25 protein-coding genes and 1 pseudogene are annotated in these 24,787 nt (G+C 59.7%); 18 read left to right on the forward strand and 8 right to left on the reverse strand.

The window, feature by feature from the left end:
• Positions 1-28 precede the first annotated feature (28 nt).
• Both msrP and msrQ read left to right on the forward strand, forming a co-directional pair.
• On the forward strand, positions 29-949 hold the full coding sequence (gene msrP, locus ACW176_RS10940; RefSeq protein ID WP_492109140.1) for a protein-methionine-sulfoxide reductase catalytic subunit MsrP: 921 nt from the start codon (positions 29-31) through the stop codon (positions 947-949).
• Entirely contained in the window at positions 949-1,587 is a 639-nt protein-coding gene (msrQ, locus tag ACW176_RS10945; RefSeq protein ID WP_492109141.1) for a protein-methionine-sulfoxide reductase heme-binding subunit MsrQ, read from the forward strand. The genes msrP and msrQ overlap by 1 nt, the downstream gene beginning before the upstream one ends.
• A gap of 47 nt (positions 1,588-1,634) precedes the next feature.
• Here the strand turns inward: msrQ and ACW176_RS10950 are convergent, their stop codons facing one another.
• The 3 genes from ACW176_RS10950 to map all read right to left on the reverse strand — a co-directional run bounded on the left by ACW176_RS10950 (position 1,635) and on the right by map (position 4,742).
• The gene (locus ACW176_RS10950; protein WP_492109142.1) at positions 1,635-2,885 is read right to left on the reverse strand and encodes a dipeptidase; all 1,251 of its coding nucleotides are present in this window, start codon (positions 2,883-2,885) and stop codon (positions 1,635-1,637) included.
• Positions 2,886-3,137: 252 nt separating this feature from the next.
• Positions 3,138-3,851: a RadC family protein gene (gene radC / locus ACW176_RS10955; protein ID WP_492109143.1), complete on the reverse strand. Its 714-nt coding sequence runs from the start codon at positions 3,849-3,851 to the stop codon at positions 3,138-3,140.
• Between the two features lie 60 nt (positions 3,852-3,911).
• A complete protein-coding gene (gene map, locus ACW176_RS10960) occupies positions 3,912-4,742 on the reverse strand; it encodes a type I methionyl aminopeptidase (RefSeq protein ID WP_492056735.1) in 831 nt (276 codons plus the stop codon).
• 177 nt (positions 4,743-4,919) lie between these two features.
• On the opposite strand from map, the gene ACW176_RS10965 reads away from it, so the two are divergent.
• Positions 4,920-5,114 carry a hypothetical protein gene (locus ACW176_RS10965; protein WP_492109144.1) on the forward strand — a complete coding sequence of 65 codons (195 nt, stop codon included), beginning with the start codon at positions 4,920-4,922 and terminating at the stop codon, positions 5,112-5,114.
• Positions 5,111-6,004, forward strand: coding sequence for a fatty acid desaturase (locus ACW176_RS10970; RefSeq protein ID WP_492109145.1), 894 nt, complete (start codon positions 5,111-5,113; stop codon positions 6,002-6,004). The genes ACW176_RS10965 and ACW176_RS10970 overlap by 4 nt, the downstream gene beginning before the upstream one ends.
• 18 nt (positions 6,005-6,022) lie before the next feature.
• Here the strand turns inward: ACW176_RS10970 and ACW176_RS10975 are convergent, their stop codons facing one another.
• Together ACW176_RS10975 and sfsA are read right to left on the reverse strand one after the other, a co-directional pair.
• The gene (locus ACW176_RS10975; protein WP_492109146.1) at positions 6,023-6,412 is read right to left on the reverse strand and encodes a hypothetical protein; all 390 of its coding nucleotides are present in this window, start codon (positions 6,410-6,412) and stop codon (positions 6,023-6,025) included.
• 80 nt (positions 6,413-6,492) lie between these two features.
• Entirely contained in the window at positions 6,493-7,194 is a 702-nt protein-coding gene (gene sfsA, locus ACW176_RS10980) for a DNA/RNA nuclease SfsA (protein WP_492109147.1), read from the reverse strand.
• A 53-nt stretch (positions 7,195-7,247) separates the two neighbouring features.
• Between sfsA and ACW176_RS10985 the strand changes: the two genes are divergently transcribed.
• Positions 7,248-8,015, forward strand: a complete 768-nt coding sequence (locus tag ACW176_RS10985) for a competence/damage-inducible protein A (RefSeq protein WP_492109148.1) — start codon at positions 7,248-7,250, stop codon at positions 8,013-8,015.
• A gap of 811 nt (positions 8,016-8,826) precedes the next feature.
• On the opposite strand, the gene ACW176_RS10990 is transcribed toward ACW176_RS10985, so the two are convergent.
• Together ACW176_RS10990 and ACW176_RS10995 are read right to left on the reverse strand one after the other, a co-directional pair.
• On the reverse strand, positions 8,827-9,102 hold the full coding sequence (locus ACW176_RS10990; RefSeq protein ID WP_492109149.1) for a hypothetical protein: 276 nt from the start codon (positions 9,100-9,102) through the stop codon (positions 8,827-8,829).
• Between the two features lie 35 nt (positions 9,103-9,137).
• A complete protein-coding gene (locus ACW176_RS10995) occupies positions 9,138-9,425 on the reverse strand; it encodes a hypothetical protein (protein WP_492109150.1) in 288 nt (95 codons plus the stop codon).
• A gap of 229 nt (positions 9,426-9,654) precedes the next feature.
• Between ACW176_RS10995 and ACW176_RS11000 the strand changes: the two genes are divergently transcribed.
• From ACW176_RS11000 to ACW176_RS11010, 3 genes are all read left to right on the forward strand, one after another.
• Complete coding sequence (locus tag ACW176_RS11000) at positions 9,655-10,281, forward strand: RNA polymerase sigma factor (RefSeq protein WP_492109151.1); 627 nt, start codon at positions 9,655-9,657, stop codon at positions 10,279-10,281.
• Between the two features lie 20 nt (positions 10,282-10,301).
• Positions 10,302-10,382 (forward strand): DUF4880 domain-containing protein, encoded by an 81-nt coding sequence (locus ACW176_RS11005; protein ID WP_492111913.1) that lies wholly within the window; start codon positions 10,302-10,304, stop codon positions 10,380-10,382.
• An 82-nt stretch (positions 10,383-10,464) separates the two neighbouring features.
• Positions 10,465-11,235: a FecR family protein gene (locus ACW176_RS11010; protein WP_492109152.1), complete on the forward strand. Its 771-nt coding sequence runs from the start codon at positions 10,465-10,467 to the stop codon at positions 11,233-11,235.
• 725 nt (positions 11,236-11,960) lie between these two features.
• Here the strand turns inward: ACW176_RS11010 and ACW176_RS11015 are convergent.
• Entirely contained in the window at positions 11,961-13,253 is a 1,293-nt protein-coding gene (locus ACW176_RS11015; RefSeq protein ID WP_492109153.1) for a mannose-1-phosphate guanylyltransferase, read from the reverse strand.
• Between the two features lie 277 nt (positions 13,254-13,530).
• Between ACW176_RS11015 and ACW176_RS11020 the strand changes: the two are divergent.
• The 10 genes and pseudogenes from ACW176_RS11020 (at position 13,531) to ACW176_RS11065 (ending at position 24,782) form a co-directional block, all read left to right on the forward strand.
• Positions 13,531-14,710, forward strand: a pseudogene (locus ACW176_RS11020) (IS3 family transposase).
• 227 nt (positions 14,711-14,937) lie between these two features.
• Complete coding sequence (rfbC, locus tag ACW176_RS11025; protein ID WP_492109154.1) at positions 14,938-15,510, forward strand: dTDP-4-dehydrorhamnose 3,5-epimerase; 573 nt, start codon at positions 14,938-14,940, stop codon at positions 15,508-15,510.
• A gap of 11 nt (positions 15,511-15,521) precedes the next feature.
• Complete coding sequence (gene rfbB, locus ACW176_RS11030; RefSeq protein WP_492109155.1) at positions 15,522-16,583, forward strand: dTDP-glucose 4,6-dehydratase; 1,062 nt, start codon at positions 15,522-15,524, stop codon at positions 16,581-16,583.
• On the forward strand, positions 16,576-17,478 hold the full coding sequence (gene rfbD / locus ACW176_RS11035) for a dTDP-4-dehydrorhamnose reductase (RefSeq protein WP_492109156.1): 903 nt from the start codon (positions 16,576-16,578) through the stop codon (positions 17,476-17,478). Before rfbB ends, rfbD begins: the two co-directional genes overlap by 8 nt.
• Complete coding sequence (rfbA, locus tag ACW176_RS11040) at positions 17,475-18,347, forward strand: glucose-1-phosphate thymidylyltransferase RfbA (RefSeq protein ID WP_492109157.1); 873 nt, start codon at positions 17,475-17,477, stop codon at positions 18,345-18,347. The genes rfbD and rfbA overlap by 4 nt, the downstream gene beginning before the upstream one ends.
• Before the next feature lie 122 nt (positions 18,348-18,469).
• Entirely contained in the window at positions 18,470-19,732 is a 1,263-nt protein-coding gene (locus tag ACW176_RS11045; RefSeq protein WP_492109158.1) for a nucleotide sugar dehydrogenase, read from the forward strand.
• Between the two features lie 5 nt (positions 19,733-19,737).
• Positions 19,738-20,982: a glycosyltransferase family 4 protein gene (locus ACW176_RS11050; protein ID WP_492109159.1), complete on the forward strand. Its 1,245-nt coding sequence runs from the start codon at positions 19,738-19,740 to the stop codon at positions 20,980-20,982.
• A gap of 79 nt (positions 20,983-21,061) precedes the next feature.
• Positions 21,062-22,267, forward strand: coding sequence for an oligosaccharide flippase family protein (locus ACW176_RS11055; RefSeq protein ID WP_492109160.1), 1,206 nt, complete (start codon positions 21,062-21,064; stop codon positions 22,265-22,267).
• Positions 22,268-22,453: 186 nt separating this feature from the next.
• On the forward strand, positions 22,454-23,329 hold the full coding sequence (locus tag ACW176_RS11060) for a glycosyltransferase family 2 protein (RefSeq protein WP_492109161.1): 876 nt from the start codon (positions 22,454-22,456) through the stop codon (positions 23,327-23,329).
• 256 nt (positions 23,330-23,585) lie between these two features.
• Positions 23,586-24,782, forward strand: coding sequence for a polysaccharide pyruvyl transferase family protein (locus tag ACW176_RS11065; protein WP_492109162.1), 1,197 nt, complete (start codon positions 23,586-23,588; stop codon positions 24,780-24,782).
• Positions 24,783-24,787 lie beyond the last annotated feature (5 nt).

Raw genomic sequence — 24,787 nt, forward strand, 5'->3', positions numbered from 1 at the left:
TCGGTCAGACCTCGCACCGGAGCCCGCCATGTTGATCCGCAACGCCCCTGACCTGACCGAGAATGAGGTCACCGATCACGGCCTCTATATGCGCCGACGCGAGTTCATCGGCGGTGCGGCGGGGCTCGGTCTGGCAGGCCTGGCCGGAGCGGCCGGCGCGGCGCCGCTGAGCTATTCCAAGGGCTTTTCGACCTCCGAGAAGGCGACATCCTTGGAAGACATTACCACCTACAACAACTTCTATGAGTTCGGGGTCGACAAGGCCGATCCGGCGCAAAACGCAGGCAAGCTGAAGACGCGGCCCTGGACGGTGCGGATCGACGGCGAATGCGAGGCTCCGCGCACGGTCGGGATCGATGATCTGATCAAGGCCAACAAGCTGGAAGAGCGCATCTACCGCATGCGCTGCGTCGAGGGCTGGTCGATGGTGATCCCCTGGGTTGGCTTTCCGCTGAAGGATCTGATCGCCTCGGTCAAGCCGACCTCCAAGGCCAAATATGTGGCGTTCGAGACCCTGATGCGGCCGTCGGAAATGACGGGCCAAGCCTGGAACGTGCTGGACTGGCCCTATCGCGAAGGCCTCCGAATTGACGAGGCCACCCATCCCCTGACCCTTCTGGCGGTCGGCTTGTATGGCGAGACCCTGCCCAACCAGAACGGCGCGCCGCTGCGGCTGGTCGTGCCCTGGAAATATGGCTTCAAGGGCATCAAGTCGATCGTGCGGATTACCCTGACCGACAAGCAGCCGCGCACGGCTTGGAACATCTCGGCCCCGCGCGAGTACGGCTTCTACTCCAACGTCAATCCGGCTGTGGATCACCCCCGCTGGTCGCAGGCCAGCGAGCGCCGCATCGGCGAGTTTCGTCGGCGCGAGACCCTGCCGTTCAACGGCTATGGCCAGTACGTCGCCGACCTGTACCGCGGCATGGATCTGAAGAAGAATTTCTGATGGATCAGAGTGTCGCCGCGACCCGCGCCGCCAGCCGGCGCAAGCGCCCGTCCAAGCTGCAGGACGACCTGGTCTATGGCCTGGTCTGGCTGGCCTGTTTCGCGCCGCTGATCTGGCTGGCCTGGAAAGGCTTCAACGGCGACCTGGGCGCCAATCCGATCGAGAAACTGATCCGTCAGCTGGGCGTCTGGGGCCTGCGGCTCCTGCTAGTTGGCCTGGCGATCACCCCGGCAGCGCGGATTCTGAAGATGCCGCGCCTGGTGCGTTTCCGGCGCACGGTGGGGCTTTTCGCGTTCAGCTACATCGTGCTGCACCTGAGCGCCTATGTGAGTGTCGACCTGTTCTTCGACTTTGGTCAGCTGTGGAAGGACATCCTCAAGCGACCCTTCATCACCCTGGGCATGGGCGCGTTCGTGCTGTTGATTCCGCTGGCGGTGACCTCGACCAATGGCTGGATCATCCGCATGGGCCGGGCCGCGTGGCAGAGACTGCACTGGCTGATCTACCTGATCGCGCCCCTGGGTGTGGCCCACTACTATCTGCTGGTGAAGGCCGACCATCGGCCGCCGGTGATCTATGCGGCGGTATTCACGGTGCTGATGGCCTGGCGGGTCTGGGACAGGGTTCGGCGGACGTAACGCGATACCCGCCCCTCCGATCGGACCGAAGGGGCGGGTGTTCTGGTCTATTTCGCCGCCACCTTTTTCGCATAGGCTTGGGCCTGTCCCACCAGCCGCAGCACATTGCCGCTCCAGATCGCCTCGATGTCGGCGTCCGAATAGCCCTCGGCCTTCAGGCGCGCGGTGATCTTGGGCAGGTCGGCTACGTCTTCCAGGCCCTCGACGCCGCCGCCGCCGTCCCAGTCAGCGCCGACGCAGACGCCTTTGGGACCGGCGATCTTCAGGGTGTGCAGCATGCTGGCCATGAAGATGTCGAAGTTGGCCCGGGTTGGCGGAAACTGCTTGTCGATCGCGACACGCTTGGCCATCCAGGCGACGACATCGGCCTGGGTGGCTTCGTCGCGTGGCGGACGGCCAAGGCCTTCCAGCGCGGCCTTTCGTTCGGGACTCGGGGCGGCCGAGGCGATCAGATAGACCGAGTTGATACAGATCGCGCCGCCGCTGTCGCCGATCTGCTTGATCAGGGCGTCGTTCAGATTGCGCGGGTGATCGAAGACCGCCCTGGCCCCGCTGTGCGAGGCGATCACCGGCGACTTTGACAGAGCCACCGATTGGCTGACCACCTCGTCTGACGCGTGGCTGACGTCAACCAGTACGCCCAGCCGATTGGCTTCGGCGAGCCAGCGCAAGCCAAGTGGCGAATAGCCGTTCCAGATCTTGCCCTTTGGGTCGGTGGAACTGTCGGCGAACTGGTTGTTGCGGAAGTGCACCGGGCCCGCCATCCGTACGCCAGACTGATAGAAAGTCTGCATCAGGGTGAGGTCCTCACCCATCGGCCAGCTGTTCTCGATGCTCTGATAGACGAACGACTTGCCGCCCTTGCTGATGCGGGCGGCGTCCTCGGCCGTGAAGGCCAGTTCGAACTTGTCTGGGTGAGCGGCGACCATCTCGCGGATGTCGACGGCGCGTTTCAGGGCGAAGTCGCGGGCGTAGCGATAGCCCTCGGCGGTCAGGTCGCCCTGGCCGGTATAGATCACGTAGAAACCGCCATCGAGGCCGCCGGCCTTCATGCGCGGCAGGTCAACCTGGGTGCCGTCCAGAGTCACAGCATGACCGTCCAGCATGCTCCAGCCGGGGCGTCCGAAGTGTTCGGGTGTGTCCAGATGGGTGTCGAGCGTCAGCATCTTCTGGTGGGCGGCCATGTCGGCCTTGGACACGGCCGGCGCAGGCGGGGCCGCGTTGGCGACCGTGACAAGAAGGGCGGCGGAGCCGAGAAGGGCGGTCAGAAGGCGATAGGGCATCGAGACTCCGAACATGGGACGCGAACTGGAGCGGCCACGCTCACGGATGGCTGCGGGCGCGTCAAGGCGAAGCCGACGTCAGGCGTCCAGATCAGCCCGCACGCACTGTCAGGGACGGCTCATGTCGAAGCGGCGGGCAGTCGCGATCGCCGCCGGTCACGCGGGGCCTGGGTGTCTGTTGACCAGATTGACCTTCTCGTTGATCCCAACGGCGCGCATCGCGCTGAAAGCGAACACTCCGGGGATTGGCGGCCGCTGATGCGGCGTTCAGATCAATCCCAAGGCCTTGAAGCTGGCCACACCCTCGCGGCCAACCACCAGATGGTCATGCACGCTGATCTTCAGCGCCCGGCCTGCCTCAATGACCTGCTTGGTCATGTCTATGTCAGGTCTGGATGGCGTTGGGTCCCCTGAGGGGTGGTTGTGCAGCAGGATGATGTTGCTGCTGGAAAGCTCCAGGGCCCGCCGCATGACCTCGCGAGGATAGACCGGCGCGTGATCGACCGTGCCGCGGTTCATGATCTCGTCGGCGATCAGCTGGTTCCTCTTGTCGAGGAACAGCACCCGAAACTGTTCGCGCGGCTCGTTGGCCAGGGCGACGCGGACATAGCCCAACAGGGCGCTCCAGGACGAGATCACCGGGCGCTTGGCGATCTTGTCGCGACCTGCCCGCATGGCCGCCTCGTGCAGCAGCTTGATGTCGATGGCGGCGGTCTCGCCAATCCCCGGCACGGTCTTGAGTTCGTCGATCGAGGCGCTGATCACCGCGCCGAACGAGCCGAACCGCGCCATCAGCGCCTTGGCCTTGGGCTTGACGTCTCCCCGCGCGAAAGTGCGGAAGAGATAGAGCTCCAGCAGCTCATAGTCGGGCAGGGCGACCAGCCCTCCCGCCATAGCCCGCGTGCGCAGGCGCTCCCGGTGGCCCATGTGATGGGCCGCCGGCGTCATGTCGGATACGCCTAGGGATCGTGCGCTGACCATACTGCCCCCGAGTCAGGAGCGAGTATCTGGCCTTAACACCTCAGGGTTGTCGAGGGCTGATCAGCTGCCCAGCACAGCCGGCTGGAACAGGCCGCCCGGCGAGGCGGTGAAGATCTCGTAGCCGTCATCCGTCACGCCGATCGAGTGCTCGCACTGGGCCGACAGCGATTTGTCGCGGGTCACGGCGGTCCAGCCGTCACCCAGCACCTTCACGGCGGGCTTGCCCAGATTGACCATCGGCTCAACGGTGAAGAACATCCCCGGTTTCAGCACCGCGCCCTGACCCGGACGGCCAAAGTGCAGAATGTTGGGGGCGTCGTGGAACACCTTGCCCAGGCCGTGACCGCAGAAGTCGCGAACGACGCTGCAGCGCTGCGCCTCGACATAGCTCTGGATGGCGTGGCCGATGTCGCCCAGGGTTGCGCCGGGCTTCACGGCAGCGAGGCCCCGCGCCATGCCTTCATAGGTGATCTCGATAAGGCGGCGGGCGCGAGGTCCCACCTCGCCGACGCCGTACATACGCGAGGTGTCGCCATGCCAGCCGTCCACAATCACGGTCACGTCGATGTTGACGATGTCGCCCTCGCGCAGAGCCCAGTCGCCGGGGATGCCGTGGCAGACCACGTGGTTGCGCGAAATGCAGACCGTCTTGGGATAGCCGCGATAGAAAAGGCAGGCCGGGATAGCCTTGTGGTCGAGGATGAATTCGCGGGCCAGGGTGTCGAGATAATCTGACGAGACGCCGGGAACCACATGCGGGATCAGCATGTCCAAGCATTCGGCGGCCAGCTTTCCGGCCTTGCGCATGCCCTCGAAATCTTCGGCCTTGTGGATCTTGATCGCGCCGGTGCGGGTCTCGGCTTCGATCTCAAGGGCGTCGTCAAGGGTCATGGCGTACTCGGGCGGGCAGGCGGCGTTGAACGGTATGTCGACATCTTAGCATGAAACTTCAATGGCTGCCTCTGCCAGATCATCGCGCCGGAGCGATGCCTTGACAAAAATGACGCCTGCGTCACCTTTTGGGTCGCGCTGGCGTCCAGACCGGCCGAAGCGGGAAGGCAAGCAACCATGCAGCAGATTCTGACAGGCCTGTTCAGGGTCATGCCGCTGCTGTTCGGACTTGGATTCCTGGCGCCCCTGCTGGCGCAGATCATCGAGCGTTTCGGATGGGGCCTGCCCAATGGCCTGACGCCCCTGGTGCTGGGTCTGGTGGTCGGCGGATTGTGGGGCAGTTTCGCCACCCTGAAGGGGCGCTGGATATGAGCGCTCCGACCCTCACCGACGCCGAGGTCGCCGGCCTCGACGAGCGGGCCCTGATCAAGCTCGAAAAGACGGTTGCCGAAGCCTATCTGGGCGGCGTGCCCTGGGGCTCCGTGACCTGGGCCCTGGTCAACACCGCCGTCTGGTTTGCGCTCTGGCCGCTGACCCTCTCAGGGCTCTTGCCGCTCTGGGCGGCTTTCCCGATCGCGACCATCAGCATCGCCCTGAGCTATCTGCCCTCGCATGAGGCCCAGCACCGCATCATCGCCCGCGAAGGTCAGCCGCTGTTCTGGCTGAACGAGTTGGTCGGCCATATCTCGACCCTGTCGCTGGTGCTGCCCTATGGCATGGCCCGCCTGACCCACTACGAGCATCACAAGCACGCCAATCATCCGGAGCTTGATCCGGACTACAGCACCCATGCCGACGGAACCCTGGATTTCCTGCGCCGGACCATCGCCAACCGCCAGCCGTCGGGGGCCGGGGACAAGGCCTATGGCGAGACGCTGAAGCGGCTGAACACCGACGAGGCCCGTCACGCGATGCTCGTCGCCGTCATCTATCGGCTAGGCCATTTTTCGATCCTGTTCGCCCTGGCCTGGAGCGGCCATGCGATCGAGGCGGCGCTGATCTGGTGGCTGCCGCGCCAATTGGCGGCCACCTACATCCAGTACTTCCTGAGCTTCGCCCCGCATCACCCGGCCAAGGCGATCGGCCGCTATCGCGATACCCGTGGCTTCAGAAGTCCGCTGGGCAATATTCTGACCATGGGGATGCAGTTCCACATCATCCACCACCTCTATCCGCGCATCCCGCTGATGCGGACCCCGGCGGCCTATTGGGCGATGCGGCCCATCCTGAAGGCCCGAGGCTGTGACCTGGGAGCGCTATAGGCGCGGGGCTTCGGCGGTTCAGTGATTGATGCGACGAGCCTCGCCCGGCGTGGCGGCGGGCTTGAGCTCTTCCAGGAAGCGCGCCTCCAGGGTCGTCGGCCGGTCGCGGCGCACACGGCACACGCCCTTGTAGCGGGTCATTCGGCCCGAGGTCTTTTCGGTGACGTCGGCGGTGAAGGTCACGTCCCATTCGCCGGGCTTGCCCAGCGCGACCGGGTGCATGTCGTTTGAGTTCACCCCGACGACAGGACCCAGGCCGAACTGCTCCTCCAGCTTGTCGGTGCAGGCCTTGAAGGCGAAGACCGCCCGGGCGGCCGTCATCATGCCGCTTTCCTTGCCATCCGAAGATGCGCCGCACGCAGAGAGCGCCAGGACGGCGCACACGGCCGTCAGGGTCGAGAATTTCATGTGCGGCGGTCCCCCGGGAGTTCGAGGCGCAGGGTTAGTCAGACGCGAGCCGATTGCAGCTTAATTCGCCGTCATGTCGGTTAAGGCGCCATGGGGATGCGTCGCGTGATCCGAACGCCCTGGCTCGTCACTGCGCACGCATAGACCAGCACCTCGACCCCGGCTTCGACCGCTTGCGTCAGCCCGCGCGCGAAGGCGGGATCGAGATCTTCGCAGGCCTTGAAGCTTTCGCAGTCCGTTCGCTGCACCACGAAAAGCGCCACCGCCCGATCGCCGACCCCTACCTGGGCTGCAAGATCCGCCAGGTGCCGGGTCGAGCGCGCCGCCACGCAGTCGGGGAACTCCGCCAGACCCGGCGTGCGGGAAAGATGGACATTCTTGACTTCCAGCCAGCAGGGCGGGCGGTCCGGATGGGTTAGCAGGAAGTCCACCCGGCTCGCTTCGGCGTACCGAACCTCCGGTCGGATCGTTGCGTAGCCGGAAAGCTCCGGAATGGCCTCGTCCGCCAGGGCCTCGGCCACCAGCTTGTTGGGCAGCATGGTGTTGACCCCGACCAAGCCACCGTCCGCCTCGACCAGTTGCAGCGTCCAGGGAAGCTTGCGCTTGGGATCGTCCGACCACGACACCCAGGCGCCCTGTCCCGGCAGGTTCACGCCCAGCATGGCGCCGGGGTTGGGGCAGTGGGCAGTGATCTCCTGGCCGTCGTCCAGGACGATGTCGGCGAAGAAGCGCTTGTAGCGTTGCATAAGTCGGCCGCGAACGAGCGGTTGCGGGAGCAGCATGGCGGCCCTAAGTCGGATCGGAGAACGATGATGCGATGTAGGGGAGCGCGGCGATGACGGCCAGCAAGGATCGGGTGACGGCGGCGGTGCTGATCATCGGCGACGAGATTCTCTCGGGGCGCACCCAGGACGTCAATCTCAGCGCCATCGCCAGGTATCTTGCCACCTACGGCGTCGACCTGGCCGAGGCGCGGGTGGTGCCCGATATCGAGCAGGAGATCGTCGACGCGGTCAACGCCCTGCGCACCCGCTACGACTATGTCGTCACGACCGGCGGCATCGGCCCCACCCACGACGACATCACCGCAGACTCGATCGCCAAGGCCTTCGGGGTGACGGCGCCCGAGCATCCCGAGATCATGGCTCTACTGCGTGAACGCTGGGGCGAGCCCAACGCCGCCCGCCGTCGCATGGCCCACGTGCCCGAGGGCGGAACCCTGGTGAAGAACCCCGTGCAGGGGCCGCCCGGCTTCCAGATCGAGAACGTCTTCGTGCTCGCCGGTGTGCCCGCGATCATGCGCGGCATGCTGGGTGATGTTGGCCCGCGCCTGCGCACCGGAGCGGTGGTGATCAGCAGGACTGTCCGCGTCACGGGTTCCGGCGAGGGCCTGATCGCCGCCCCGTTGGAGGCCGTGGCCAAGGCCCATCCCGATATGTCGCTGGGCAGCTATCCGTTCTTCTCGCCGCCGGATGTCTATGGCGCCAACCTGGTGGTGCGCGGCCGAGATCCGGTCGAGGTCGATGCGGCTGTTGAGGAGCTGGTCGTGGCGCTGACGGAGGCCGGCGCGGCCAATATCGAGAAGATCGCGCCAGAGGCCTGACGCCTTCTGGGCCTGGTAGGGACAGTGGGACTCGAACCCACACGGATTGCTCCAACGGATTTTAAGTCCGAGGTTGGCGTTGTTTTAAAGGGTATTTTCGGATTGTGCTAAAGCGCTGTGCTAATTGCAAGTCCGATGTGGGCAAAGCGAGGACGATTTCTGAAAGTCCCATCTTGGCTCCAAAGCGACCTAGAGAAACTCCGCTTCATGGCGTTGGCTGAGGTAATACCGGCCTTTGTTCGGAGGGAAAATTTCGGAGGGAAAAATCAGCAGCAGCTCAAGAGCCGAATGTTGGCCGAGCAGATCTTGATCTAGCGCTATGAATCCAATTAGCATTGAGCAAATTAGTCGATCTCTTCCGCCATCTCCTCGGCGTCGAAATTAATGTATTACTGCATATGCGATACATTCAGGCGCATGTTATGCCAAATTCAAGGTTGCGGTGCAAGGCGTTGCTGGCGCCTTATGTGAACGAAGGCGCTCATTGACGACTGAATGCCAGAGAAGATCACATCCAGTCGGTAGAGTGCTGCCTCGCGCGCCATTACACTTTCGGTGTTTCAAGAGACCGTTCTCCACGGTCCGCCAACCGCCCAGGCGCTTCGGATCAACATGGTCGAAGGTCGGGTAGTTAGGCCCGTTGTGTGGCTTCTTCCCGGTACGACTAATCGGATGCCCGCACCCGGCGCAAAGTCCTCCTTGCGCCCAGTGGAGCATGATGCGCTGGCGTCGATATCGTTGCTTTTTATTGCTCACGGAGGTCTCGGCAATCTCGCAGCGTATAGATGTGCAGCCATTATAGCTGTTATATTTAAGAACCGCTCCTTGCTCGTTTGATCTCGGCCTCAAAGCTTGCGAAGTCTTCGGCCAACAAGTCCCCCAGATATTTGACGAGTGCGACCATAATGCGCTTGGAAATACGTGCGTGGTCTGAAGCAGCCCGACGCGTCTGGAGCATAGCCGTCATCGTGTGATTGAAAATCGCGATCTGGACATCGAGCCGAGCCTGCATTCCTTCGCCGGCGATCGCATCGACCACTGCGTCGATGAGCGCAGGAACCTCGATAGTAGGGACTGCTTTGGCCATGCTACAATTTCCGACGCACACAATCGGTGTGAAAATCACACTGATTGTGTGTAGAGCGATGCTGCGTTCTCCGCAACGGTCAGCAAGTGGGCGATGCGGATCTTGAAAAATTTGGGCGAACGATACGTCTTCTCAGGCTCGCTGCCGAGCTGAGCCAGGAAGAGCTGGCTGATCGCGCTGGACTGCACCGCAACTACATCGGCGGGATCGAGCGCGGCGAGCGAAATGCAGGGCTCAAATCCGTTTACGCTCTCGCGCGAGGTTTGAACTGCCGGCCTCATGATCTGTTTGACGCTTAGGCGTTCCGAGTTCGTCACCGTCACAGCTTGACTCTTCTCTGACCTTGAGAGGGTCTACTTTCAGGGGGAGAGGACAAGATCGCCACTTCTTTGATCAGGTGGAACCTCGCCTTGGGCGACCTCCTTCACCGGCGAGATTCACGGGGTCTTGTCCAGCTGGCCGCGTGGACTCCTGCGGGCGACCCGTCGGAGGCGCTGGCTGCCTGTTTCGGTGGCGCGGCCCCCAAATGAAGCCTGTTGCCATTGCCGTCGGTTGCGGATCGGTCTTTGTTGCCCGAGGGGGGGAGGCAATGACGACCAAGACGAAGAACGGCGCGCCTGGTTTCGGCGAGAGATCCTGCCCCTCGAGGCGGACCTCCTGGCCTATGCGCGACGCTTCTGCCGGGACGGCGAGACCGATCCCGAGGATCTGGTCCACGATACCTTTGCCCGCGCCATCGCCTACAAGAGCTGGCGCGAGGTTCTCAATCCAGGGGCTTTCGCCTCGCGCATTCTGCGCAACACCGCCCTGGACGCCCTGCGCCGCCGCAAGGTTCTGACCATCACCGCGGTCGCCGATTTCGAGCGACTGGCCCTGGCCGATGAGGCTCCGACCCAGGAGCAGACCATCGTCGACCGCGACGAACTGCGGCAACTGCGCGAGGCCATGGCGGAATTGCCCGCCCAGTGCCGGCGGGTCTTCACGCTACGAAAGGTCTATGATCTTTCGCCAAGGGAGATAGCGGAAAGGCTGGGCCTGTCCGTCTCCACTGTAGAGAAGCACCTCGTAAAGGGGTTGCGGTACTGTTCGGATAGACTGGGCCGTGGAGACGGTCGGACGAGAAAGGTCGAGGAAGAGCGGTCATGGCGCGCGAAGCGGGATCTCAGCGGTAAGCCGTAAGGCAGGCCGCCGCCCAGTGGGTGGTCCGGCTGGACGACCCCGCCTGCGCCCCGTCCGATCGCCTAGCCTTCGAAGCTTGGCGCGATCAGGGGCCGCAATAAGAAGCCGCCTTCGAGCGCGAGGCCGTCGCCTGGGAGCGCCTGGAGCGGCTGCGCGCCATTGCGCCCGGGACGAGCGCCGCCAATGCCGACCTGCTGGCGCCGCCGCAGGAGCGTACCTCGATCTGGAGCCGTCCAACGGTCTGGGCCCCGCGCCGCCGCCATCGTCGGCGCGATTGGCATCACTGCCGCCGGCGTCATCTCGGCCACCGCCACGACCGCCTACGCTACGGCCATCGGTGAGCGGCGTGTGATCGTGCTCAGCGACGACAGCCGCATCGAGCTCAACACCAACAGCAAGGTCCTGGTGCGCTACCGCAACGGCGCGCGGGAGGTCAGGCTGGTCAAGGGCGAGGCCCTGTTCACGGCGGCGCGGGACGGCCGTCCTTTCATCGTTCGCGCGGGCGACACGCGTCTGGAAGCTGCGGACGCCGTCCAGCTCGCCGTGCGGGTCGCGGGGCACGCCGCAGCTGTCACGGTCAAGAGCGGCTCGGTGGCCGTGGACCTGAAGGCGACCGAAACCGACTCGCGTCAGTCGGCCGGTGTCGCGGCGGTGTATGGCCCGGTGGGCGGGCGCTTGCAGCGCGTTTCCACGGCCGAAATCGACCGGGCCCTGGCCTGGCGTCAGGGCGCCATCGCCCTGAACGGCCAGACGCTGGAACAGGCTGTCGCCGAGTTCAATCGCTATAATCGCCAGCGGATTTCGGTCGACGACCCCGCCGTCTCGGGGCTGAGGCTGGCCGGCTACTTCCAGAGCACAGAGCCCAGCAGCTTCGTCGCCGCCGTGACCAATACCTTCCCGGTGCGCGCAACCCGCGATGCCGAGGGCGTGATCCGCCTGACCGCCCGCGACTGAACTTCGCGCCGTCGATCATAGTCGGACAAAGAGAAACAAAATTCACGAACGCATGGCGGATCGTTCGAGATCGCCCGTCGAGTTAGGCAAGTCCGGCGCGTCTACCATTCCGCCATGTCCCCGCAGCCCGTCCCGTAAGCGTTTTGAGCCTTGATCACAAGGTGATTGCGCCTAGAAGGATCGGGAACAATCGGAGAACGGCGGGAGGTCTTTGGAAGGGTCTGGGCACAAAATCGGGCACAATGGACACAAAATCGACCACAGCACGTTCTCCTTTTGGTCTTATGCATCGATCTTTCCTGCGCTTCTTGGAGGACTCTGAGGCAGGCTCTCCACGCGCCTAGCGGCACGACGCCTTGATCTGCGAGCGCTCCTGCGGCGAGGGCCCCAACCATCTCTCCAAATCGCGCCCCTTAACGCTCAAGGTCACCGACCTGGAAGAAAGCGCGAACGTCGCATTGGACCGATCCAGATGACATCGAAGCCCTGCCGATCTTTTCCGACTGCCCGACCATTCGTCTAATCCCTTGGTGCGCGCTTGAGCCGGCCAGTGGGCAAACAAGAAAAACAAGGCGGGACGACCGAGCTGGAAGCTTGGCTCATCAACATGTTCAAGCCCGAGCACCACGATACGCTGTCTTGAACTAAGCGGTGGGCCGTGATGAGCGGCCCAAGCGGCTCACCCTAACAGATCGTCTGCGCCATCGCGGAGATGGACCGGGTGGTTACGGCCGCGATGTGACCAGCAGGACGGCGGCGGTCGTGGCCTGGACGCTCGTCGCGGTGTCCAGCGTGGTGACCGCGCCGAGACCCTCGACCTGGCCGTCCAGCACCTGAACCACGCCGGCGGGCAGTTCGACGGTCTCGCCGGCCTTCAGGGTCCATTGCTCGACCTGGGCCGTGGCGGTGGTCGTCAGCACCTTGCGCGGCGCATTGCCCCGGTCCCGGCCGCTGGCGATTGAGCGGCCGTCGCGCTTGAGGCCGTCGACCAGGGTCTTGACCGCCTGGCTGGCGTCGCGATGGCAGACCAGGATCGCGTCGGGCTCGGCCACGACGACGATGTCCTTCAGACCAATGACGCCGATGAACGGACCGGTCGAGCGCGCCAGAACGCGCTCGCAATCGATCAGGGTCACATCGCCGGAGACGGCGTTCTGGCCGCCGTCCTTGGGAAAGGCGTCCCAGATGGCGTCCCAGGCGCCCAGGTCCGACCACGAGAAGGCGGCGGGGACCACGGCGGCCTTCTTGGTGCGCTCCATAACCGCATAGTCGAGCGAGATCCTGGCGGCCCCGGCGAAGGCGGCCTTGTCCAGGCGGGCGACACTGTCGGTGATGGTCAGGGCGCTGATACAGGCGCGGGCGGCGGCCGAGACGGTGGGCTCGAAGGCGTCCAGCTCGCCCAGCAGCATGTCGGCCTTGAAGGCGAAGTTGCCGCTGTTCCACAGATAGCCGTCGGCGACATAGGCCTGCGCGGTGGCGCGGTCGGGCTTCTCGACGAAGGCGGCCACGGCGCTGACGCTGCCGTCGAGCAGGGCATCGCCTGGGCGGATATAGCCGAAGCCGGTGGCCGGTGCGGTCGGCTTGACGCCGAAGGTGACGATCCAGCCTTCCGCAGCAGCGCGAGCGGCAGTCACGGCGGCTTGGCCGAAAATCTCGGGCTCGGCGATATAATGGTCGGCGGCCAGCATCAGGGCCACGCCCTGCGGATCGCGCGACTGGACATAGGCGGCGGCCACGGCCACGGCCGGGGCGCTGTCGCGGGCTTCGGGCTCGACCAGCACGGTGACCGGCACGCCGATCTCCGCCGTCTGGGCCAGCACGAACTCGACCATGGCCCCGCCGGTAACGATGACGATCTCGGCGCGGCCCGGAATGTTGGCCACCCGCAGCACGGTGTCCTGGAAGCTGGAATAGTCGCCGATCAGCTTGAGGAACTGCTTGGGCTGGTCAGCCCGCGAGGCCGGCCACAGCCGCGTGCCCGAACCGCCGCACAGGATCACCGGATAGATCGCGCTCACAAGTCCCCCTAGATCCCACGACACCACACAGAGCCGTCCGCCTCGCCTAGCACGGGCGACTTAACGATCGGCTGTGCTGAACCACACTAGATGGGAAAATTTAGGTATCGCCGTATAGGCGAGCAGCTTTCCAATCATCCAAAGACCACGCATCAGCGCCGCCCACGTGGCACGCCAGGTTGAAGGCAGGCAATATTAACCTGCTCCTGAAAAACCGGACCGGTTTGAGCTAGAATTTTCTCGTTTTGCGGCAAGGGCCACGGAGCGAGGAGCGACCATGAAGAGGTCGAAGTTCAGTGAGGCGCAGGTGGCGTTCATTCTGCGTCAGGCCGACGAGGGCGCCACGGACGAGGGCACCACGGTTGGCGAGGTCTGCCGCAAGGCGGGGATATCCGGGGCGACCTTCTATGTCTGGCGCAAGAAGTACGCTGGCCTGATGCCGTCGGAGATGAAGCGGCTGCGTCAGCTTGAGGACGAGACGCACGCCTCACGCGGATCGTGGCGGACCTGTCGCTCGACAGGGAGATGCTGCAGGACGTCATCAAGCGAAAGCTTTAGGACCTGCCAGGCGCCGCCAGCTCGTGGACTATCTGCGAGCGGCCTGGCAGGTCAGCATCCGGCGCGCCTGCGGGGCGCTCCAGGCGGAACGATCCAGCTATCACTACAAGGGCAAGCGGACCGATCCTGTCGCCCTGAAGAAGCGGATCACGGAGATCGCCGAGACGCGGGTGCGCTATGGCTGCCGGCGGGTCACGGTGCTGCTCAAACGCGAGGGATGGCCGGTCAATGGCAAGAAAATATATCGGCTCTACAGGGAGTTGGGCCTGCAGCTGCGCAACAAGACGCCCAAACGCAAGGTCAAGGCCAAGCTGCGAGAGGACCGTGATCCGGCCTCCCGGCCCAACGATGTCTGGGCCATGGACTTCCTGCACGATCAGCTCTTCGACGGGCGCAAGATCCGCATCCTGGCGATCATCGACACCTTCAGCCGGTTCTCGCCGGCCCTGGATCCCCGCTTCGCCTACAAGGCTCACGACGTTGTCGAAACCCTCGATCGAGCCGGCAAGGTGGTGGGTTATCCAAAGACCATGCGGGTCGACAACGGTCCGGAATTTGTCTCCCGCGACTTGGATCTTTGGGCCTATCAGCGCGGCGTCACCCTGGACTTCAGCCCCCCTGGAAAGCCGACGGACAACGCCTTCGCGGAGTCCTTTAACGGCAAGGTCCGGGCCGAATGCCTGAACACCGCCTGGTTCATGTCGCTCGACGACGCCCGCTCAAAATGCGAGGCTTGGCGTAGGGACTATAATGAACATCGTCCCCACAGCTCGATCGGCGACAAGTGCCCGATCGAGCTGATGAACGGCACCGGGCCATATGGCCCGCTCGGTGCCGGACCGGCGAGAAATCCCGGCCCGGCCTGGTCCAAGGTTGGGGGCAAGGTCAACCAATGCTGAGACTCTGGTCCGCGCTGGATGAAATATCAGAGGCAGGTCAGCACCAGTTAACTCTTAACGCCCAAAGCCGGGAAAATTGGCGCTCCGCTCAGTTCTCCAAGCAACAGCTGCGCACCCTTGATTATGTGCTCTTAGTTGTACGGTGAAACCTTGACCGGCCGTTGAGCATGCTGCAATGCAGCGCTGAGTGCGTTTCAAATTGATATCGCGCAGGTGGGGGCCTGATAATGTCGGTGGGTGTACGGCGCGTCGAAACGCGCCGGTTTTCAGACGAGCGCGGCTGGCTTTCCGAGACCTTTTCGGCTCCAAAGCTGTGGGAAATTGGGATAGAGACGGTCTTCGTCCAAGATAACCAGTCTTTCTCCATACTCTCCGGTCCGGTTCGCGGAATTCATTTCCAACGCCCGCCCTACGCGCAAGCCAAATTGGTAAGGTGCGTGCGAGGCAGAATCCTGGAATTCGCTATCGATCTTCTCCGTGGATCGCCAACATTTTGTCAGCATGTCTCAGCGAAACTGACTGCCGAGAATGGCGACCAACTCTATGTGCCGGTGGGATTCGGTCATGCCTTCGTAACACTCGAAGCCAATAGTGAGGTCGTTTACAAGGTTTCGGAAATTTATGCTCCGCAGTCCGACGGCTGCATCATCTGGAATGATCCGATGATCGCTATCAAGTGGCCCTTGCCCTCAATCGGCGCGGTGCTCTCAGACAAAGGCAATTGCCTTCCGGCGCTGGCCGAGTTTGACAGCCCTTTTTACTATGACGGCCGGCCACTTGAGCGTTTGGTCGAGCTTTGACGGAGACTCCGATGCGCATTTTGGTCACCGGCGGCGCCGGTTTCATCGGATCGGCGCTTGTGCGCCGCCTTATCGAGCACACTGATCACCAAGTGATGGTGTTTGATAAATTGACCTACGCTGGAGTCCTGAGCTCGCTTGAGCCCGTAGTTTCAAGCGAGCGCTATCGTTTCGTACAGGCCGATATCTGCGACGCAGAAACGGTGGCTCAGGCGATGAAGGAGTTCCGTCCGCAGGTAGTTGCGCACCTAGCAGCTGAGAGCCACGTCGATCGATCGATCGATGGACCTGGAGCCTTTATCCAGACCAACCTGGTCGGCACCTTCGTTATGCTAGACCAAGCTCTGGCATACTGGCGCGATCTGTCCGAGCCCGAGAAGAAAGCGTTCCGATTCCATCACATCTCGACAGACGAGGTTTACGGGTCCCTCGGCGATGAGGGTCTCTTTACCGAGGCAACGCCCTATGATCCGCGCTCGCCCTATTCTGCGTCAAAAGCTGGTTCAGATCACCTTGTGCGGGCTTGGGGCCACACCTACGGCTTTCCAGTGCTGGTGACCAACTGCTCGAATAACTATGGCCCGTATCACTTTCCGGAAAAACTCATTCCACTAATCATTATTCGCGCTCTGAATGGAGAACCTTTGCCGGTCTATGGGAATGGCGCAAATGTTCGCGATTGGTTGTTTGTAGATGATCATGCACGTGCTCTGCAAGCCGTGTTTGAAACTGGTGCGCCTGGCGAAACCTACAATGTTGGGGGCAACGCAGAGCGAAAGAATATTGAGGTTGTGGAGGCTATTTGCTCGATCCTTGATCGCCTTAGGCCGCGAGCGGACGGTAACGCTTACAGCGACCAGATTACCTTTGTGACCGATCGGCCTGGTCACGATCAGCGCTATGCTATCGACGCGTCGAAGATCCGAACCGACCTCGGCTGGACTCCGTCGGTCACCTTCGAAGAAGGGATTGAACGGACGGTGACTTGGTATCTGGAAAACCGGAAATGGTGGCAGGATATCCTGGACGCTCGCTACGCCACCCAGCGTTTAGGCATCGCTGCCAATGGCTAAGCCGATCCAAATTTTGGTGACAGGCGGTGCAGGTCAAGTTGGCTTGGAGCTGGCGCGTGCCGTGTGGCCTGCGGATACCATCCTGCATATGCCTTCGCGAGCGGATCTAGACCTAGGTGATATAGCCTCGGTAAAGACAGCTTTCGCGCAGACGCCTTTTGCGGCTGTCATAAACTCAGGTGCCTACACAGCTGTGGATAAGGCCGAAACGGAAGTTTCAGCGGCGTTCGCCGCGAACGCCATGGGGCCGGCGGTACTTGCCGAAGTTACCTGCCAAGCGGGAATCCCGCTGATTCAGGTCTCAACCGACTACGTTTTCGACGGTTCGGCTGATCGGCCCTATGTCGAGGGTGACCCCGTTGGGCCTCTCGGGGTCTACGGCGCTTCAAAGTTGGCAGGCGAACTCGCTGTCATTACCGGCAATCCGCGATCGGTGGTACTCCGTACCGCATGGGTGTTGAGCGTTCACCGCGCCAACTTTCTCAAAACCATGTTGCGCCTTGCGGCAGACCGACCTCGGTTGCGCGTGGTCGGCGACCAGCATGGCTGTCCCACCTCCGCGCGGGATATCGCAAAGGCCCTCAAGACCATCACACTCAGGATGATTGCAGACCCGAACGCCCCAACGGGAATCTACAATTTCGTCAACGCCGGCGAGACAACCTGGGCAGGGTTGGCAGAAGAGATATTCGCACTCAATGCCGGGCACGGCGCCCCGGTGAGCGAAGTCGAAGCGATCCGCACGTCGGACTATCCCACCCCAGCACGCAGACCCGCAAATTCTCGTCTCTCGACGGCAAAGCTCACTCGCGACTACCAGATCACTCCACGCTCATGGCGGGACGCTGTCGCGGAAATCATCACAGAACTACACGCCGAAAGGGTCTCCGCATGAAGGGTATTATCCTCGCGGGAGGATCAGGAACGCGCCTGCATCCCATGACGCTTGTCACCTCGAAGCAACTAATGCCGGTCTACGACAAGCCGATGATCTATTATCCGTTGTCGACGCTGATGCTGGCGGGCATTCGTGAGGTGCTCATTATCTCTACGCCACGCGATACTCCAAGCTTCCGGGAACTGCTAGGAGATGGCTCGCAGTGGGGCATGGAAATACACTACGCCGTTCAGGCCAGCCCGGATGGCCTAGCTCAAGCCTACATCATCGGTGCAGATTTCGTTGGCCCCAGTCCGTCTGCTCTCATACTCGGCGACAACATCTTCTATGGACACGGCATCACGGACCTATTCACGAGTGCGATGGCGCGGTCCGAGGGGGCGACGGTTTTCGCCTATCACGTTAACGACCCAGAGCGATATGGCGTCGTTGCGTTCGATGAACGTATGAGGGCCCAATCCATCGAGGAGAAGCCCAAGGCTCCCCAGTCCAATTGGGCGGTCACAGGCCTGTATTTCTACGACTCCGATGTCGTCGAGATCGCACGGAACCTAAAGCCTTCCCCGCGCGGCGAACTGGAGATTACCGATGTGAATCGCGTCTATCTAGAGCGCGACAAGCTCTCAGTCGAGATCATGGGGCGCGGCTACACGTGGCTCGATACTGGCACGCCCGACAGCCTTCTTGAGGCAGCTGAGTTCGTCGGCGTCCTCGAACGGCGACAAGGCTTCAAGATCGCCTGCCCGGAGGAAGTAGCATTTCAGAAGGGCTTCATAGATGCAGAGCAGCTGGAGAAATTGGCCATTGCTTTGGGAAAGAGCAGCTACGGACAGTACTTGAAAAATGTGGTGCTCGGGCGCAGCTAGAAATCGAGCAACGCAATGCTAGATATACGCAGTATTCCTAAAGTTTGATTGGCGCCACCATAGGCAATTTGCCCAGAACGCGCTTCATAAATAACGCTATCTAAGACCCGAGGGTACTATCAATGTTGATCGCGATATATGGGCTTGGGTATGTTGGTTTCACGGCTGCATGCTGTCTCGCGAAAGAAGGTCACACCGTAGTCGGCGTTGACATCAATCAAGACAAGGTAAATGAAATCAACAGCGGGATAGCTCCGATCCAGGAGCCTGGGGTAACGGAGCTCCTTGCTTCAGCTTTGGCCGCTGGGAAAATAAAAGCTCAGAATGAAATTGGCGATTTCAATGATTTCGACCTAGTTGTTGTCTGCGTCGGAACTCCCAGCGCTACGAACGGCTCACACAACATGTCCTTCATAGCCGAAGTCACGCGACAAATCGCAGAACGGACACCAAAATCACGCAAGCGGCCATTGACAGTTGCTTATCGTTCCACGTTTCGTCCTGGCACCATGCAGTCACTAGTTTTTCCAATATTCAAAGAAGAGCTTGGCGAGGCTGTCTCGATGGCGGTAGAGCTCGTATATAATCCAGAGTTTCTGCGAGAATCTAGTGCAGTCAGCGACTACTTCAACCCGCCAAAGATTGTGATCGGAACGCATGATGGGAAACCATCATCCGTGATGGACGCGCTGCATGAGAACCTGAAAGCGCCGGTTTTCTACACCCAGTTTGAAGAGGCCGAGGTCACGAAATTTGTCGATAACACCTGGCATGCAGTAAAGGTCGCCTTTGCCAACGAGATTGGCCGCACTTGTAATCGCATGGGTGTTTCCGCGCGGAAGGTGCACGAAATATTCATCTCTGATACCAAACTGAATATATCGTCCTATTACACACGGCCGGGCGGAGCATTCGGGGGCTCATGCTTGCCGAAGGATGTCCGCGCTCTACAGTTTATTGCCCAAGAAGTCGGTGCGGGTACGCATTTGATTGACAGCTTACTGCTGTCAAATGAAGCCCATAAAAACTATCAGGTTGAGCAAATAGTTAAACTTCTTCCTCCTGGTGGAACTGTGCTTATGGTCGGTCTGGCCTTCAAGGCAAATACGGATGATCTTCGCGAAAGTCCAAACGTCGACATTGCTCGAAAGCTCTTAGAGCGGGGCTACAAGCTATCCGTATATGACCCAATATTAAAACCTTCTCAGCTTCGCGGTCAGAATTTGGGCTACGCCTACACTTATCTTCCTACAGTTGGTTCGATACTTATCGATAAGGCCACAGCTGAGGAGGGCAACTGGGACTTGGTCATTCATTCCAATCGGGGTTACGACGACCTGATTGTCAAAAGCCAGAATGTTATCAGCACCCACGAGGTTGAATAGCCGCGATGAGTACCTCTGGCCGAGGCCTCACATTTGATGAGCTGGAAAGGGAAAGGCCCCTCGACGGCCTCCGCACATTAATAGTAGTGGAGAATCTCCCAGTCCCCTTTGATCGGCGCGTCTGGCTTGAGGCGCGAACGTTGGCGGCGGCGGGCGCACGTGTTTCTGTGATATGTCCCACTGGAAAGGACTATCAGCAGCGCTTCGAGGTGCTCGACGGGGTGGAAATTTACCGGCACCCCCTTCCCCTAGACGCCAGCGGCGCATGGGGTTATTTGGCGGAATATGGCGCAGCTCTCTTTTGGGAGGCCCGTCTAGCTCTCCGTGTATGGCGTAAGGGCGGATTAGACGTCATCCACGGGTGCAATCCGCCGGACCTCATTTTCCTGGTGGCTATGCTTCTTCGCCCCTTTGGGGTGCGCTACCTATTTGACCACCACGATATTAACCCCGAACTCTATGAAGCTAAGTTCGGGCGCCGTGGTGTGTTCTGGCGGCTGATGGTGCTCTTTGAGCGACTTACGTTTATGAATGCAGATGTCTCGATCGCCACAAATGAGAGCTATCGGCGCATCGCTATCGAGCGGGGAGGGATGCGTCCAGAACAAGTGTTCGTAGTTAGATCGGGTCCTGATCTCTCCAAGCTGGCTAGGGTCGCGTCCGATCCCCATTGGCGTAACGGCCGCACTCACCTGGTGGGTTACGTTGGTGTCATGGGAGAGCAGGAGGGCATAGACCTTCTGCTCGATGCCGTGGAACACATAGTATTCGAGCTCAATAGGAAGGATGTGCAGTTCGTTCTGGTTGGTGGCGGCCCCAGTCTTCAGAGCTTGAAAGAATTAAGTCAGTCTAAGGGCCTTGCTGACTACGTTACATTTACCGGGCGGGCCGCCGACCGCGATCTGTTTTCTGTACTCTCGTCTTCGGATGTTTGCGTAAATCCAGATCGCGTAAACGAAATGAACGATAAATCGACCATGAACAAGATCATGGAGTATATGGCCTTCGGGAAACCGATTGTTCAGTTTGAGGTCACCGAGGGTAGGGTGTCTGCCGGCGCAGCGTCGCTTTACGCAAAAGCGAACGACCCCAAGGACATGGCGGAGAAAATTCTATTTCTTCTGGCCGATCCTGGAATGTCCAAAATCATGGGTGAGCAGGGTCGAAAGCGGGTTGAAGATGATCTGGGCTGGGACAAAAGCATACCTCATCTAATTGAAGCATATAAGAAAATACAGCGACGCAACTAGGTCGCTACCCTGGTAATCGATCTGCCCGTGACACGATGAAGGTCGCCGTAGGTGCGCGCAGGGAGTTCTAGATAGAATAATGCGCAAAGAGCTTACATCAAAACTTCTTAGCAGCTTTTTCAACCTGGCTATCAATTTACTGGGTAACTTGGTATTCTTTGCTGTGATGGCAAGGGAGCTGGGTCCCGAAGAATTTGGTATTGTCGCTCTCGCCTACGCACATGCATCTATTATATCAATCTTTGTAGACTACGGATATCCGCAGAGGCTCTTAGTAAGCCACCATGCGATGGTGACGAAGTTCGGCGGAATCCCCGCCCGCATATTTCACGCCAAACTCCTAATACTTTTGTTAATAGCGATCTTCGCCACTCCATTGTGGATTATATTCGCACATTCAAGGGCTATAAGTTTTGTATTCTTGGTTGGCGCAATTCTTCTTTCGTTTTCCAACGTGTATTCGTACGCGCTGCGCGGAGAGGGCAAAATTGGCGTGGATACATTCAATTATAGTCTATCCGTTGTACTTCTCATGGTTATCGCGCTCTCATTAGTTTGGGGTGATGCATCTAGCGGTCTGGCATTTGCGGCGGCGTATCTTATATCGCAAGCTACATATTTTGTACTATCGGCGAGATCCTATAAAAGCATAGGCCGTATTCATCAAGAGGCTATTAGCGTGTCTAATATTGCCCAAGAGCTGAAGTCGAACTTAGTATTTGCGTTCGATGTTTTGGTTGTGAGGGCTTATACGCTAATAGACGTGATTATTCTCGGCGTTTTCGCTGCGCCTGATCGCGTCGGGTTTTACCAGGCGGGGCAGAAGCTCATGGTCGGCGCGCAGGCTCCCATGCAAGCACTTAACAACGTTCTGCTCCCGATGTTGAGCCGATCAGGGAGATATCGGGTTGGTCGTGTCAAAATACTTGTGATTGCGTCTATGGCCTTGGTTGGTGTCGCTGCGGCGCTCCCCTTCTATGCGATGGGTGAGCCAATTGTTCATTTGATATACGGCTACAGATATACGAGCCTTGCTAGCTTCATGTGGATGTTCGGCATAATTACGTTTCTCCGATATGTAGCTTTCTCCTTCTCAATCACGCTGACGGCTTCCGGTAATCAGAAGCTCCGGCTCTACTCAAATTTGGGTAGCGTAGTGGTATTCTTGGGAGGGGCGTTTATTTTGACTCCGATGCTCGGGGTCAGTGGACTTTTGTGGGCGTTGATAATTTCGACGTGCGCTCTTTGTATATTCTACGGCTTAAGCAGCCTGAAAGTCAGATAGAGTGACTTACTTTAAGTTAGAAGAACCAAATCGCTATTCCGGGGTTCGTGCGGGCCAATTTAACGGTGAGATTGACCAGTCCGGCGTTCGACAAAATCGACGACCGCCGCAGTTAGTTGGTGGGGTTGCTGGTTTTTCGCTGCCACCCACTAGAGAGTATTATCCGAGCTCAGTTGGAGCAGTACGATGCTGAAATTGGCAATTATCGTAGTGACATACAACTCATCGTCGACTTTAGAACGCTCAATCGACAGCCTATTGACGGTCAAATCTGACGGCATCCGCGTATGTGTCGTGGACAACAATTCCACTGATGGCAGCCAAGAAATTCTAGCGCGATATGGCGATCGCATAGATGTCATTTTGAACGAGAAAAATATCGGATTTGGATCAGCCAATAATATCGGCATGAGGAAGCTCGAAGCTGAACTTTACTACCTCCACAATGCGGATGCCTACCTTGAGGATGGCGTCGTGGAGGCTGCTATCGAGATAATGAGTGCGAACGAAAATCTTGGCATACTGGGCCTTGCCCTCAGAAATCCAGATTCCTCGGTGCAAGTTTCGGCATACTCATTTTCCTCGCCGCTGAAATGGACGTTACAGCTTCTCCGTGTCCAGGCAGTGGCGCGGTTGGCGATGGGGTCTCGGGTTGGCCTCGGCCTGCTCAAACGGCTACCGCTGGCGCGCTCATATGCGACGGCAATGGATTCCCAGAAGACCGGCGCATATACGGAAGTTGACTGGGTGACTGGTGCCGCCCTGTTGATCAGGCGAAGCGCCTTTTTGGATAGCGGCGGCTTCGACGAGAGAATATTCCTATATTCAGAGGACGAGGATTTGTGTCGCGCCGTCCGCCAGGCCGGTTACAAGGTGGCATTGGCTCACACAAGACCTATTGTTCACGACCTCGGGTGGCATGATCCTGAAAAGAGATCGAAATATTCTCAACTGAAATTTGATAGTAAGAGATATTTCATAAGAAAGCATTTCTCAAATGTTATTGTGCGTACCTATATGTTGGTCCTTTTAGGCCTCAAGCGGAAGTTCAACGTCGACTAATGCCATTTGGTTATTTTGCGCTTGAGCTGACCAGCTGGATGACCCGGTGTGCCAATCCCCTTCATCATCCAATTGATGAGGCAGGGCGGTCAACGCGGGGGTTGCCTGTCGGTCATACATTGCGGCTAGACACAAAACAGAATTTATCCAGAGCGCTCTTTTTGTTGAACGAGGGTGCTGTGAACTCGCTGCTGCGCAATCTAGGCGCTAGAATGACGTTTGACCCTCCCGCCGGGTCGATAGCCAGGAATATGAAATGCGTGAGCTAGTGATCGGCCTCCTGTGGCAATCCCCCAGAAGCAGCAACCTGGGGCTTGCAGCGCTCGCGCACTCGAACATCGCGATCGTTCAACGCGAGGCGGATACCCTCAATATACCGGTCAGATTTGTCGTATTTGCGGCCAAGACACCATCCGGAAGTATCGGCGATGACTTGGAAAGTTTGCAGTACTGCGAACTATCAAAGGGCCTTCTCAATCCTATAAATTTTTGGCGTGCTGTATCCAAATTGAATGCTTGCGATCTCGTGCTCGATGTGGGCGAGGGAGACAGCTTTTCTGATATATATGGCTGGCTTCGGTTCTCCAAAGTAACGCTATCGAAATTTTTGATTAAAGATGCCGGCCGTAAGCTCGTACTTAGTCCGCAGACGCTTGGGCCGTTCTACAGTGGGTTGGCGAAGGTACTTGGCGGTCTTGCAATGAGGCACGCAAGACACGTTTTCGCCCGTGATGGCTTGAGCCATGCGAGAGCAGAGCCGCTTGTACGTGATGCGAGCCGACTAACTCTAACAACGGACATGGCCTTCGCATTGCCAGTGAATTCGACCTGGCCCGGATATTTTCCTGCGTTGAATGATCAGAAAATCCAAATCGGCCTGAATATTTCTGGCTTGCTCTATCGCGGCGGCTACACCGGTAAGAACCAATTCGACCTCACATGCGACTATCGCGAGGTCATCGATAGCGTCGTAGCGTACTTCGCAAAGAGGACTGATTGCGAAGTATGGCTTGTGCCCCATGTGCACAATGCAGCTGCCGCATCTGTTGAGAGCGACCGAGCGGTGTCGGAGGAAATCGCAAAACGTCATACAGGCGTGCAGATCGCTCCCCCTTTCAGATCCGCGTCGGATGCAAAGACGTTCATCTCCAAAATGTCCTACTTTGCCGGCGCTCGGATGCACGCCACGATCGCGGCTATTTCCACAGGAGTGGCCTGCATCCCAATGAGCTACAGCCCCAAGTTTGAGGGGCTCTACAGCTCGATTGGCTACAAGCGAGTTCTGTCTCTCAAGACCGCAACCAGTGAGGAGGCGGTTGAAACCATCTGTGGCGGCTTCGATACGCGCGCCGACCTTGCGACGGAAGCGAGCCTGGCAAGCAAGCAGGCGCTCGAGATCCTCGCTGCTTATCGCACCTATGTAGCGGCGCGATTGGTGGAACTCAGGGGTTAGATATT

The sequence above is a fragment of the Caulobacter sp. FV1ye13L genome (assembly GCF_058681155.1).